This window comes from Dolichospermum heterosporum TAC447, assembly GCF_024584745.1.
Lineage (GTDB): Bacteria > Cyanobacteriota > Cyanobacteriia > Cyanobacteriales > Nostocaceae > Dolichospermum > Dolichospermum heterosporum.
Genome location: NZ_CP099464.1, coordinates 2,009,260 through 2,024,275, shown reverse-complemented (window position 1 = coordinate 2,024,275; position 15,016 = coordinate 2,009,260). Strand labels below are relative to the sequence as shown.

At 40.0% G+C, this 15,016-nt stretch carries 5 protein-coding genes; 1 reads left to right on the top strand and 4 read right to left on the bottom strand.

The window, feature by feature from the left end; translation table 11 throughout:
• Nucleotides 1-332 precede the first annotated feature (332 nt).
• On the bottom strand, nucleotides 333-3,554 hold the full coding sequence (gene drmD / locus NG743_RS08990) for a DISARM system SNF2-like helicase DrmD (protein WP_257121869.1): 3,222 nt from the start codon (nucleotides 3,552-3,554) through the stop codon (nucleotides 333-335).
• 590 nt (nucleotides 3,555-4,144) lie between these two features.
• On the opposite strand from drmD, the gene NG743_RS08985 reads away from it, so the two are divergent.
• Nucleotides 4,145-4,549 (top strand): hypothetical protein, encoded by a 405-nt coding sequence (locus NG743_RS08985; protein ID WP_027403937.1) that lies wholly within the window; start codon nucleotides 4,145-4,147, stop codon nucleotides 4,547-4,549.
• A gap of 11 nt (nucleotides 4,550-4,560) precedes the next feature.
• On the opposite strand, the gene NG743_RS08980 is transcribed toward NG743_RS08985, so the two are convergent.
• The 3 genes from NG743_RS08980 to NG743_RS08970 form a co-directional block, all read right to left on the bottom strand.
• The gene (locus NG743_RS08980; RefSeq protein ID WP_257121868.1) at nucleotides 4,561-6,612 is read right to left on the bottom strand and encodes an ABC transporter ATP-binding protein/permease; all 2,052 of its coding nucleotides are present in this window, start codon (nucleotides 6,610-6,612) and stop codon (nucleotides 4,561-4,563) included.
• Nucleotides 6,613-7,031: 419 nt separating this feature from the next.
• Nucleotides 7,032-14,855, bottom strand: a complete 7,824-nt coding sequence (locus NG743_RS08975; RefSeq protein ID WP_257121867.1) for a non-ribosomal peptide synthetase — start codon at nucleotides 14,853-14,855, stop codon at nucleotides 7,032-7,034.
• A 1-nt stretch (nucleotide 14,856) separates the two neighbouring features.
• Nucleotides 14,857-14,982 (bottom strand): hypothetical protein, encoded by a 126-nt coding sequence (locus tag NG743_RS08970; RefSeq protein WP_255549941.1) that lies wholly within the window; start codon nucleotides 14,980-14,982, stop codon nucleotides 14,857-14,859.
• Nucleotides 14,983-15,016: the final 34 nt, after the last annotated feature.

Sequence of the window (15,016 nt, the reverse complement as noted above, 5' to 3'; positions counted from 1 at the left end):
CTTTTAGAGGACTTTCGCTATGAGACGGGGAATTTGATTCCCCGGCTTTTGAAATCAGCATCATAATGAGGGTTTTTTGGGGTTTTCATTCAGATTAGCCAGATTAGCCAGATTAGCCAGGGGTTGAAACCCCTGTCTAATAGCTTAAGTCGGATGAATCCGACTAAATCAGCGGGTTTTTTAATCAGCATGATAATGAGGGTTTTTTTGGGTTTTTAGTCCTCTTTTAGAGGACTTTCCCTATGAGACGGGGAATTTGATTCCCCGGTGTTTGTTGTGCTATCAGATGGGGAATTTTATTTGCTGGTTTTGCTTCCGTGATATTACACCCCCTACCCGGAAATCGGCCATAAATAAATCACACCGACCGGCTCAACCCGCACTGCTTTGACTTGGTAAGCGGCTTCAATTCGCGCTGGTTCGGAAATCAATTCTAATGCGATCGCTTTGAGGCGTTTTTCCCAATGGCGACGGTCTGCATCTACTTGACGCTGTTCCTCGATAATTGGCAGAGATAACTGCACAGCTTGAGAGTCTTTCTGACAGTTGAGAATTCGCGTCTGTTGTTCTTCCAGAATCTTCTTCATCTCAGCAGCTTCTTTAATCCCCCGATTAACTAGCTTTTTCTTGGCACTTTCCGCCAAAATTTCGGCGCGGCGTTCCAAATGGGGAATTAATTCGCTCACATCTTCAGCAGCACTTTTTTGTAGTCGTTCTTTCACTGCTGACGCAACTTCTAGTAAATGGGGGAAAGCCAGGGAAGTTTCCAGTAATTCCAGTACGTTGTCTTTCTCACCTTCTTTTAAAGGTTGAAGTTTCTTGCGCCCTCGACTAGTTGGGTCTAACCACTCCGCTGCTACTGCAATTACTTGATCATGTAACCGAGCCGCCCGTTCACCATACAAAGCCAATCTTCCCAAGGCTATAACTTTGGGCATGGGGTCATTAGTTAGACATACACAAGCACGGGTTAATTCATCGTGCAGAAAACCCTGGGATAAAAATCTGCTCAGTAACCGTTGGACAATTCTGTGTTCTAAATGCAGATGCACCACATCCCCATCTAAAGAACCAGGATCTCGAAACACTACGGGGCGAATTGGTGCTTCTTTCCGCCATTCCCAGGGCTTTTGTCCGATTTTTCGCGGTGTTCTCAAAGTATCAATTGTTGTTGACCATGTGGGATCTGCACCAGTTTGCTGGTCAAGGGCGGGAATTGTCCACCGGGCGGTTACAGAGTTGTTAGCAACCTCATTTACATCTACAGGTGTGAGGGCAGGAACGCCGAGAATTTCTAAAGAAGCGGAAATAGCATCCCGGAAGTGGTGGTCATCTAGTCCCAACCAGTCCCGTGAGTTTTTTAACATTGCTTGTAAATTCTCGACCTGTTTTGTCAAATCTTGTTGGCGGACTCTGGCTTGCTCCAGTTCCTCATTAATCACCTGTGTACTTACTATTTCTTGGTCATTGATTTGTTCAGCTTGATTAATAGAATTAGTAATATTACTTACGTCTTGATGGCGAATTCCATGAGCCAGTAAGCGCGACATATTTCTTTCGACAACTGGTGCTAGGCTACCGAGTTCTTGTTGAATAGTGGCTGTTTTCCGCACCAATACATCTAATACTTTGTCTTCTGTGCGTTGGGGTAAAACAAAGTAATAACAATGGACAACAGGCGATCGCTGTAATTTACGGTCAATCCGTCCATTGCGCTGCTCCATCCTGGATGGGTTCCACGGCACGTCAAAATGGAACAGGTCAGCACAATTGTTTTGCAGGTTTACCCCCTCCCTTGCCGCATCTGTAGCAATCAAAATCCGCAGGGGATGACGGGCAGGATCGGCATTAAAGGCACTTTTAATAGCTTCCCGGCGTTCTTCTCCCATACCCCCGTGAAAGACCTCTATGCGTTCATGTTCACGGTGAGAATTAGCAATCGCCGTTTGTAACTGTTGTTGCAGATAACGTTTAGTATCTGTATATTCTGTAAAGATAATTACTCGCCGTTCTAACCAAGCCGCATTGGCTTCACCCAATTGAGGACAGAGATTTTGGCGAATCCACTCCACCAGTTTGTGAATCCGCGGATCTGGTTGGTAGCGAGAGGAATTAGCTACATCTGCCATTTCATCTAAAATTGCTAATTCACGGGCTGTTTGTCCGGCTGCTTGCATAGTAGCTGCTGCCATTTGAGCATCTTCTTCTGCCTCTATTTCCGCTTCTAAAAATTCTGCCCGTTCGTCATCAGCACTAACTGACTCCAACAACAACGGTAAACTGACTTTATGAATGGCAGGACGGTTAGCTGCTTGCTTTTCTACCGCCGTCCGATGTACTTTTAAAGTCCGTGCAAATGCCTCAATCGAAGACAACAACCGCTTTTGCAGTGAAGTAATTACCAGCATCGCTGTGGTCTGGGTGGACTTAGCCGCATCCTTGAGTCGTTCTTCACGCAAACTCCGATATTGTTGCAACAATTGGGATAACTTGAGTTCTGGTGCGTCTTTTGGGAGATGATCAATCACTATCGGACTCACGAAACGTTGGGGAAATTCTTCTCCTATTTCCCGTAGATCTTGCTTTAAACGGCGTACCATCACAGTGTCTAGCAACTTGTGATTGCGGACAGGTACTCCTCGACAAAAACGCTGGGGGTCGAGGATTTCTAGTAAAGCCGCAAAGCTGTTGGAATGTCCATTGTGGGGAGTAGCAGACAAAAACAGCTTGTGTTCAAAACGCGGTGCTAAATCTCGCACAGTTTTGGTAAGTTGGGAATCAACCGCATATTTTGCCCCACTCGCAGGTGCAGCATTGTGGGCTTCATCGAGAATGAGCATGGAGGCCGGAGAAAAATCACTCAGCCAATCTCGTAATGGTGCAGCATAGGTTTCATCTCGCAGCAAGGCATGGGAAATAATAAACCGAGTGTGTGTCATCCAAGGGTTAATTCCATAACCCCGTTCTTGACGACGGGCAGTAATAAATTCACGATCAAGAATCATAAATGTGAGTCCAAACCGACTCTCCATTTCTTCTTGCCATTGTCTAACTACAGATGGTGGACAGGAAATCACTACCCGGCGAACTTTTTGCCGCATTAACATCTCGCGCAGTATTAGCCCTGCTTCGATTGTTTTACCCAATCCCACATCATCGGCAATAAACAAGCCGACTCTAGGCATCAGCAAGGCTTTACGTAGCGGTTCTAGCTGATAGGCTTTGACTTCTATTCCTGCCCGATAGGGAGCTTGAAAAAGTTTGGCATCTGTGGAAGTTACGCAATTCCAGCGTAATGTGTGCAAGTAGGCAGAGAACAACCGGGGATGATCAAAGCCTCGATTAGCGATGGATTCCCATGATGTCACCCCGACGATTTTGGCATCTATTTCTCGTTCCCACAGGACTTCCAGGGATTCTCCCAAGGCATCATCTTCTAAGCAAGAAAGACTAACTTTAGTATCTTGTTCTGGTGAAGGCTTAGGCACTACTTCTTCCACAAGATACTGGCGCGATCGCACACGCACAATCTGTCCAGTTACAATGTCAGTCACTTGTGTTTTCCTTTTTGTGACTGGACGGCTATTATTCCTCCTCTAATCATGAAAAACTTACTCCCCTAAATGATCAAATAGACAATATGCTCAACAACTGTCAAGGTTTTACTTACCTGATATAGCAATTGATAGATTAATTGCTATAATAAGCACATTTTAAAATAATTGCAATTACAAGTAGAAATAATACAGTAAATAATCAGTAAAACCAGTGTCATCTGCCTAAAGTTAGATATTGAAACATGACTTGTATTATCCAGTTAAGCAGTAGGAATCTCATTTTCCACTAACAAACATGATAATTACTGGCATAAAAATTACTAAATCTTGATTCAAAATTCCGTTAATGAAGTGTATAATCCCAAGAGCCTGAAACTCCTTATTCATCTGGGTTTTACATTTATTCAGCAAACCCTACTTATTGAAGTGTGGAATGTGGGATTCATAATAGCCGGAAACTGACAGAAAAGGGATACCCTTGGATAGATTTTGTCTAAAAAATTCTGAATATTATAAATGGAAGGGATGAAATCCTGATTAGACAATCAATCCTTTTGATTACAGTTTTTATTATAGTGCTTCATTCTATGACTAAATATTGTTGTGAGCAAGCTAGAGATGAACTTTGGTTAATGATGGGAGCAGGAGCAACAGCAGGAGTTGCGGGTGGAATTTCTCCTATCGCCGCGCTCACCTTTCAAAGCAGTTTAGCTGGTGTACAGGGTGTTGTAATCACTCGCATTGCTCAGATTTATGATGTGAATTGGATACCTGCTAGTGGTGCTGGAGCGATCGCCGCAGCAATTATAGGTATGGGTGGAGGACAATTCCTTTTCACGATGGGCAGTATTATAACAGGATTTATTCCTGGTCTTGGATCAGTGGTTCAACCTGTAATGGGAGCTGCCGCAGTTAAAGCATTGGGTGAAGTTGCTATTACCTATTTTGAAAATATGTATCCTCACAAAATCTACAGCCCAAAAACATCCTAGCTTGTCTCACTCTAAACTCTCACCCATTTCAAAACATTGGGGTCTTTATTATAGTTGTAGGTAGAACCATCCTCAGTAGTAATAGATTGACCTTTACTTGCTTTGGTTCTCACAGTCCCCAGTGAATAGTCTGTTAATTTCTGGATTTCTTGATGAGAAAGTCCGGTAATAACACTTACTTGGTTTGCTAGGTTGGCTATTTCTTGTATTGCGGTTTCTGGTGGATTAGGAGATTGATTATTGGCAAAGTTATCTATTGTAATTTCAGATTTTTCAGAAGCACTGATGACAACTGATTCTAATTTCTGACGTTGATAATCCTGCACAGTCGAAAGTTGCCAACTAGAATCTTGAGAAAGTTCTAAAACCCATTGATGATAATCAAATAAGCTTTCTCGATGTCCTACACTGATAAATGTTGTTTTTGTTTCTCGTAATTGTTGATATAAAGTACCTTCATTCTTTAAATCTAAAGCACTGGTAGCTTCATCTAAGATAGTGAAACCTGGTTGAGTAACTAACAATCGTGCAAATGCAAGGCGTTGTTGTTCTCCTAAAGAAAGTATATTTTCCCAGGGAACTTCAGTATCAAAACCATCTACTCGACTTAATAAATTTTGCAGATTAACTTGTTTTAAAATTTCTGTGAGTGCGTGATCGCTCATAGGACGATCTGTATACGGATAAAGCAATTGTTCCCGCAAAGTTCCTAAAATAATGTAAGGACGTTGAGGTAAAAACAACACTTCTTCTAAAGGAGGCCGCACTAAACGACCTGTTCCTGCATTCCACAAACCAGCGATCGCCCTCAATAAAGAACTTTTACCTCTACCACTCGGACCAACAATTAATAAACCTTCTCCCGGTTTCACAGAAAGTGATAAATCTTCGACAATTACCCTTTCATAATTGGGAGTTTGTAAAGTTACATTCTCAAAGGTAATATGATTATCTTCTATTGTTTTGATGGTACTGGCATTTTCTCGTTGTTTAGTGACTTCTTCCAAAGCAGAAGAAAATTCAGATAGCCTCTCAACATAAACAGAAACCCTACCTGAACTTCCAAACTCATTGATTAATTCTGCTAGAGCATTAGCGAAAAGATATGCGGATAAAGAAGCTTGGCTAATTTCTCCAAAATCTAGGTGATTGGTAATATATAAAGGTCCGAGTATGAGAAATGGAAATACCTCGATCACAGCTTGATATCCTCTATTAAAAAAGTCTTGATTTCTTTCCCAGCCAATCCTCCGTTTATAACTCTTGACTAACTGATTAAATCTTTTACTAATGATATTTGACTCTTGTTTTTCTCCCCGAAAAAAAGCTATTGATTCAGCATGAACTCGAACATGAGTTAGGCAATAGTTGTAATCTGCTTTAGATTCGAGTTCTTCTTGATTAATCTTATTTAATTCTTGATTCAAGTATACAGCGACCACATTGCCTAGAACTGTATAAATCACTAAAATAATTGCAACTTGCTTTGAAATTGACCAAATAACTATGATATAAGCTGTGATTTCCAGTATTTTTTCTAAGAAGGTAGCTGAAAATGTCAAAGCATTACTAATAACAGGTTCAATTTCTTGAGAGAGACGTTGATCAGGATTATCAATATCAGATTTAAAATTGATTTTGTAGTATGCTCTTTCATGTAAATATTTTGAAAGAATGTGATCATTTAGCCATTGATACCAATCGAGTACCATTTGCTTTCTCACAAATTTGGAAAACCCTACAAATGTCGTTACAAATACTAGGGTTATACTATAAATCAATACAATATTAAAAAACTGAGAAACATCCTTTCCTGTAATGGTAATATCGACTAGATAGCGATAAAGAAAGTTAGTAACTACATTTAAACTAACAAGTCCAATGATTAGTAATATTAGGAGAATAAGCATTCCCCATGAACGAATCACGTCTGAAAACGCTCTTCCCCCTGGTGTATTTGGATACCAATAAGGTTCTGTAATAGATTTGACATTTTTCCAAAATTGAGTAAAATCTGAAAAAGGATTTGTCGAGGGTTGAGATTGAATAACTTGAGTTGGCATATTTGAGCAATAAATTAAGTTTCTGAGAATTGAATTTAATACTTATATCAAAATAACACTGATGTGCAAGTTAAAGTTATTATTTATCGGTGAACGGGAAAAGACTCAGAAATAACCTTAATCCCGCTCCCGTGCTTCCCTATCTGTATTCCTTCAGTAATTTTAAGTCGTCAGATTAATATACATCTAATGGTAATTAAATGTGTATAACCTGAAACCCTTGTAGGAACAATTCATGTAGCTTGCTTCCCGCAGGGTATTGTCCCTACCATCATTTTAACCAGATGTCTAATGATGTATAGTTATCCGATTTGATTCATGAATTTTTCGTGGAGGTAGGGAACAGGGAACAGGAAAGAAGGCTTTTAGTATGTACGGAGTTCTGTTCAAAAATCAAATAGGAGTCCTATAGATATAGATTAGTTAGTCATGTTCTCAAATACCATTTGTTCTGTTACCAATTGTTCATCTATAAAACCGCTACTAATGAAGTAGGAAATGTAAGTTTTTAGCAATTTTTGGTCTAGCGCGGGATACATAAGATCAATATTTCCTACTCCATTGATAGTGTTTTCATAATCAATCTGTGGTTCGGGGCTGTTTTCTACCGCAACTTTGGGGATAATATGAGACAAAACTCTTAAATTATCTGTATCAGAAATTTGACTCTCAAGTGAAATCTCTGAATGCCATTTCTCTACAGGAATCATCTGTACAGGGTATCCTAAAGAGTGCATCAAGTGAAACAAATCCCTGATTGTAGTTGATTCAGGATTGACTAGGTGAAATGCTTTTCCTAAAGATTCCTTTTGTCCTGACAGATTAACAATTATCTTGCTCACATAGTCCACAGGAGTCAAATTATCCTCCATCTGCACGTCAGGAAATATTCTGGTTTCTAAACAACCTTTGACTAACCTGCAAAATAAATCATCTGTGTTACTAATCCCTGTTTGGGTATTTCCTGTAATCCTTGATGCTCGATAAATAGCCACAGGCAGTCCTAAATCACGAGATTGCATCACTAATTTCTCTGCTACCCATTTGCTTTGAACATAGCCATTTTCTAAGACTTGATATTGTTCAAGGAGATCCGACTCTAAAATTAATCCCGTCTCATTAGGAGTAGCTGCTGATAAAACGGATGTAGTTGAAATGTAATGTAAAGGTTTAACTTTGATTTCACTGGCTAACCGAATGATTTCTTGAGTTCCCAATACATTAGCGGGTTTTAAAACAGAGTAGGGATAGATAACATTAATCCAAGCACCACAATGATAGATAGCGTCTATCTGACCAGCTAACTGTTGAAATTCTGATGTGGAAAGACCTAAATAGTTTTTCCCTAAATCTCCAACCACAGGAATAATGCGTTTTCTGTCAACTCCTGACCAGAGTTTGTACAATTGGAGTTGATTTTGTAGCTTTTGTTGTGCCTGTTCAATATTGGTAGCACGAATCAAACAATAAATATCAGCTTGGGTGTGTTGCAGAAGTTCATAAAGTAAATGACTACCCAGAAAACCCGTCACTCCCGTTAAAAAGATTCCTTGAGGTTTGTTGTTGTACTCAAAAGGTTGGTTAGGGATTTGAATGCTGGGATCTAAAACTGCTTCTGCTTTTAAATCTAGGTTAGAGGTGGTAATAGTATTCGTCTGGCTTGTGAGTAAACTATCAAAACCTGCTGCGAGTTCTGCGACTGTCGGGTTTTCAAACAAATAACGTAGGGGTAAATCTATTTGCAAAGTCTCTGTTAATAAAGACATCACTTGCATAGCGCGTAAAGAATTACCCCCGATGTCAAAAAAGTTGTTGTGAATGCCTAACTGTGTTGTGACTAAAACACTCCTCCAAATATCTGCGATCAGTTTTTGTGTGGGAGTATTGGGTAACACAAAGTTGCTCAGGTTAATCTCTTGGGAGGGTGCGGGTAGGGCGCGACGGTCTACTTTACCATTAGTCGTGACTGGTAAACCCTCCATCATTACAAAAGCTGTGGGAATCATATAATTTGGCAGCTTTTGTTTCAAGAAGCTTTGTAATTCATTTTGGGTTAATGATGGATTATCAGTGACAACATAAGCAACCAACTGTTTATGTCCTGGTTGGTCTTCCCTGAGTATTACTACCTGGCAAATCACATCAGGATGCTGAATCAAGAGACTTTCAATTTCTCCCAGTGCAACGCGGAAACCTCGGATTTTTACTACATCATCAATGCGTCCGATAAACTCGATATTACCATCGGGTAAATAGCGTGCTAAGTCCCCTGTTTTATATAATTTTGGATTTTTGATTTGAGATTTTGGATTATTAAAGGGATGAGCAATAAATTTCTCTTGTGTCAATTCTGGACGGTTGAGATAACCCCGTGCTAAACGCTCACCACCAATGTACAATTCACCTTTCACTCCCATCGGTACTGCTTGCAGATTAGAGTCTAGAATGTAAATTTCTGTATTGGCAACAGGACGACCTATGAGAACTGTATTAGTTTTTTCTGATGAGAAATTCTGCACATCATAAATGATGGCTGTAACCGAGGCTTCCGTGGGACCGTAGGCATTTAAACAAGTTATTCTATTCCCTACCAATTGCTGCCACATTGCCACTGTTTCCGGTAAAACTGTATCTCCACCTACGGTCAACAAACGTAAACTTTGGGGTACGGTGGCATAGGATTGAGATACGGCTACCATCCATTCATGCCAATAAGCGGAAGTTAGGGTTAAAACGCTTAGTTGTTGTTGTTCTATAAACTGGGCAAAATTGGCAAAAGAAGAAAACATTTGTGTTGGTCTTAATACTACTGTTCCGCCTTTAAACCATGTGGGGAAGATTTCTTCTAGTGCGACATCAAAACCGAAAGCTGCAAATTGTAAAACACGATCGCTACTTGTTAAGCCAAATGCTTCACTAATGGCACTGCTATGATTTACCAAAGCTCCATGAGTCAATATCACGCCTTTGGGTTGTCCTGTAGAACCAGAAGTATACAATACACAAGCTAAGTTTTCTGGTAATACTTCACTAAATGGATTTTCTGGACTTTGAGAATTGAATACTTCATATTCTTGATCTAAGACAAGAACTTTCACCCCTTCAACTGGCAAGGAATTGAGTAAACTTTCCTGTGTGATCAGTACAGAAATTTGTGAATCTTGGGATATATAAGTTAATCGCTGCTGAGGATAATCAACGTCTAAGGGAACATAACCGCCACCAGCTTTGAGGACTGCTAAAAGTGCCACAGTCATGGAAAGCGATCGCTCTAAATAAATTCCCACCAAAACTTCTGCACCCACACCCAGAGATTGTAAATAATGGGCTAATTGATTCGCTTGGGTGTTTAACTGTTGATAAGTCAATTGTTGATCATCAAACACCACCGCTACAGCATCCGGTGTTAATTCTACCTGCTGTGCAAATAATTGATGTAAACACTTGCCTACAGGATAATCACTTTGAGTATTATTCCACTCAATCAGTAATTTTTGTTTTTCATCTGCTGTTAATATGGGCAACTTGTCAATGCGCTCTTGAGGATTATTCACCACTGCTTCCAGCAACGTCACAAAATGACCAATCATGCGCTCGATGGTGCTATGGTCAAACAGATTCGTGTTGTATTCCCAAACTCCCACCAGTCCGTTATCAGTGTTCTGCATGAATAAAGTCATATCAAATGCAGCAGTCACACCTTTAAATGGTACTGAACTAACGGTTAACCCATTTAACTCCAACTCAGACACAGGAGCATTTTGCAGGTTAAACATGACTTGGAATAGTGGACTATGGGATAAATCCCGTTCTGGTTGCAATGCTTCCACTAGCATTTCAAAGGGCAAATGTTGATGGGCATAAGCACCCAAAGCCACTTCTCTCACACGAGTTAGCAATTCACTAAAACGGGGATTATCTGCCAAGTTGGTACGCATTACTAAGGTGTTAACAAACAAGCCGATTAACCCTTCTATCTCAGCCCGATCGCGGTTAGCAATAGGCGAACCAACTAAAATATCTGATTGTCCGGTGTAGCGATAAAGCAAGGTGTCATAAGCAGCCAACAAGGTCATAAATAGGGTACAACCTTGATTTTGACTGAGTTTGATCAATTTATCAGTTAACTCAACTGACAGGGCAAATTCATGAGTTGCACCAACTAAAGTCTGTACAGCAGGTCTGGGGCGGTCTGTGGGTAATGATAATAAGGTTGGTGCGTCTTTGAGTTGTTGTTCCCAGTATGTTATTTGATTTTGTAGTACATCCCCTTGCAACCATTGTCTTTGCCAAATTGCAAAATCACTGTACTGAATTGGTAGAGGTGTTAAAGGTAAAGGTTGATTTTGACAATAAGCATTATATAACTGTGTGAGTTCTTGGACAAACACACCCATTGACCAACCATCGGAAACAATGTGGTGCATACACACTAACAATACTTGCTCTGTCTCGTTCAGTAAGATTAACTGTACTCTAATTAACGCTTCTGTTTCTAAATCAAATCCTGTCATCATTTGTTGTTGCGTTAATTGTTCTACAGCTATTTCCTGTTCTGTTTTGGGTAAGTGCTGTAAGTCAACAATTGATACTATTCCTTGTTCCTTGTTCCCTGCTTTCTGTTCCCTAATAACTTGAATTGGCTGTCCATCAATGGTGGTGAAATTAGTACGTAAGGCTTCGTGACGATGAATAATTGTTTGTAAGCTTTGCTCTAACGCTGCAATTTGCAACTTTCCTAGCAAACGTAGAGCAGTGGGCATATTGTATACCACACTGTTAGCCTCAAATTGGTCTAAGAACCACAAACGCTGTTGGGCAAAAGACATTGGTAAGTCTGCATCTTTGGCTCTGGGTAACAGAAGTGGTGCTTTGTCTGCTGACAGTTCTAATTTGTCTTGTTGTAATTGAGTAATAATATGGGCTAATTCTCTGACTGTAGGGGCGGCAAACAATTTATTCAATGGTAGTTCCACTTGGAATATGTTGCGGATACGTGAAACTATTTGTGTTGCTATTAGGGAATGTCCCCCCAGTTCAAAGAAGTTGTCATTTATACCCACAGATTCTACTTTTAGCACTTGTAACCACGTTTGTGTTAGCAGTTCTTCTATGGGGTTGCGTGCAGCAACATATTTTTCTAGCAGTGTACTTTCTAATTCTGGTTTTGGTAAGGCGCGACGGTCTATTTTTCCGTTGGGTGTTATGGGTAGGGTTTCTAGTGTGACAAAACTATGAGGCACCATATATTCTGGCAGTGTTTCTTTGAGATATTGGCGCATTTCACTGATGGTTACTGTGGAATGCTGATGTGGTATTAGGTAGGATACTAATTGCTTCTGTCCAGGGTTGTCTTCACGGACGATGACGCAGGATGTCTGGATTTGAGGATGTTGATTGAGTACCGCTTCTATTTCTCCTAACTCGATGCGGAAGCCCCGAATTTTAACTTGATTGTCTATGCGTCCTATGTATTCTATGTTCCCATCTGCTAAGTAACGCGCTAAGTCTCCTGTTTTGTAAATTCTCTCAACTTGACCATTTATGTCTATTTCTATAAATTTTTCCCCAGTCGCTTGGGGACGATTTAAATATCCTCTAGCTAAACCAACTCCAGCTATACACAGTTCTCCTGGTATTCCTGGTGGTAATAGTTGATTGTTTTTATCTAAGATATAGGTGCGAATATTAGATATTGCTTTACCAATGGCTGGTTTTTTTCCATTGGGTTGACAATGGAAGATGGTGGCGGTAACTGTAGATTCTGTCGGTCCGTAGCAGTTGTAGAATTTTCTTTCTGTTCCCCACTGATTCACTAATTCTGTTGTACAAGCTTCTCCTCCTACTGTGATACATTGCAAATCAGGTAATTTTGCTTTGGGTAATACAGATAAGGCTGATGGTGATAGGAAGCTATGGGTAATTTTGTTTACTGTTAAGAAGTCTACTAAGCTTTGACTTGGCAATAAGGTTACTTTATTTCCTAAGTACAAACAAGCTCCTGTGACTAAGGCTGTGGTAATTTCACCTACGGATAAGTCAAAGCTAAAAGAACCAAATTGCAATAATCGGCTATGGTTTTGTACTTGGAATGTTTGTCCCCAGGTTAAACTTAAGTTGACTATGGCGCGATGCTCTATTGTTACTCCTTTGGGTTTTCCTGTTGAACCGGAGGTGTAAATTACGTAGGCTAAGTTTTCCGGTTGATTTTGGTGATTGGGGTTTTCGGTTAATTCTAAGTTAAATGTGTTTACTTCGACTTCGCTCAGTACAAGTTGCTCTAAACAAATTACCTGACAAGGCTTTTCTCTATTGTCTAAGGGTAATTGATTTAATAGTGATTTTTGTGTTAACAGCACTGATACTTGAGCGTCTTCTAACATGAAGCTCAAGCGTTCAGTGGGATACTCTGGGTCTAGGGGTACATACGCCCCTCCTGCTTTGAGTATACCTAATAATCCAATTACCATTTCTAGGGAACGTTCTACACAAATCCCTACTAATGTCTCTGGTTTTACACCCAAAGATTGTAAGTGATGTGCTAACTGATTCGCCCGACTATTCAATTGCTGATAGGTGAGTTGTTCATTTTCAAACACTACTGCTATTGCATTCGGTGTTTTCTCTACCTGCTCTTCAAATAACTGATGGATACATTTATCAACAGGATATTCAACTTGAGTATCATTCCACTCTGTTAATAGCTGGTGTTTTTCTGACTCAGTTAGTAGTGGTAACTCTCCTATTCTTTGCTCTGGGTTCTTAACTATCCCTGCCAACAAAGTCTGAAAATGATTAATCATCCTTGCAATAGTATCAGGAGCAAAAATATCGCTGTTATATTCCCAAGATCCAATTAATCCCTGTTGTGTCTGCCACATCGAGAGACCCAAATCAAACTTTGCAGTACCTCTATCTACAATTTCTGGAGTCAGACTAATACCAGGTAACTCTAAAGTATCCAGGGAGAAGTTTTCCAGCACAAACATCACCTGAAACAGTGGATTATAGCCCAGAGAACGTTCCGGTTTTAGTGCTTCTACGACTTGTTCAAATGGTATATCCTGGTGTGCGTGGGCATCCCAAACCACAGAACGAACTTTTTCTAGTAACTGTGAAAAACGAGGATTACCTTCCATCTGGGTACGCAATACCAATGTATTGACAAAAAAGCCAATTAGTGAATCAATTTCTCGGCGATTGCGGTTAGCAAAAGGTGAACCAATACAAATATCATCCTGACCACTGTAACGATGCAGTACCACAGCAAAAGCTGTTAACAGGGTCATAAACAAAGTTACACCTGATTTTTGACTGAGGGTGACAAGTTGAGAGGTTAAATCTGCATCAATGTTAAATTCTATACTCGCACCAGCGAAACTTTGCTCTGGTGGACGGGGATAATCTGTTGGTAACTCCAACAAAGGAGGTGTGCCGGCTAACTGTTGTTTCCAGTATTCCAGTTGCTTGTCTTGAACTTCTTTTGTTAACCATTCCCGTTGCCAAAGAGCAAAATCAGCGTATTGTATTGTTAATTCTGGTAAGGGGCTTGGTTTTCCCTGAATAAACGCTGGATAAAGTGCTTCTAATTCTTTGAAAAATACCCCCATTGACCAACCATCTATAATGATGTGGTGCATGGTGATCAGCAACAAATGGGATTCTGGATCTTGCTGTAGTAAAGTAGCTCTTATTAAAGGTTCTGTCCCTAAATCAAAAGACTTGTTAACCTCTTGATTGATAATTTCTTGTACAGCAATTTCTGTGAATTCTTGTACATTTATCACAGGAATGCTGAGAGTTAAATTAGGTCTAATTACCTGAAAAGGGACACCCTCTACCGTAGGAAAGTTAGTTCTTAAAACTTCATGACGGCGGATAATTTCGTTGATACTTTGTTCTAAAGCAGTCAAAGAAAGTTTACCAACAATTCTGAGTTGGAAACTTTCATTATAAGATGTGCTTTCCCCATCTAATTGAGACAGAAACCACATTCTTTGTTGGGCAAAAGATAAAGGTAAATCTTTGTCCCTGACAACGGGAACTAAGGATGAATAATTGATTTGTGTAGCTGTTTGTGCTTCTTGTAAAAAAGCAATAATTTCTGCTTTCCGTTCTTTAATTTGCTGTTTTATTTCATCTGTCATTGCTCCTTTAGGAGCGCGATAACGTAACTGACCATCCTCAACCCAAATTTTGATATCTAAATTATTGAGTAAGGACAAAAATTCAAATATAGCCATTTTATAAATAATCCTCTTCGTATTCTTGTGATGATGTTTCAGTAAAGGCATTTTGACTTTGAATTGCTTCAATTGTCTGAGCTAAACCAACAATAGTAGGTGTTTGCAACAAATGCTGGAGAGACAATTCTAGAGAGAAATCTTCCCGTAACCGAGAAATT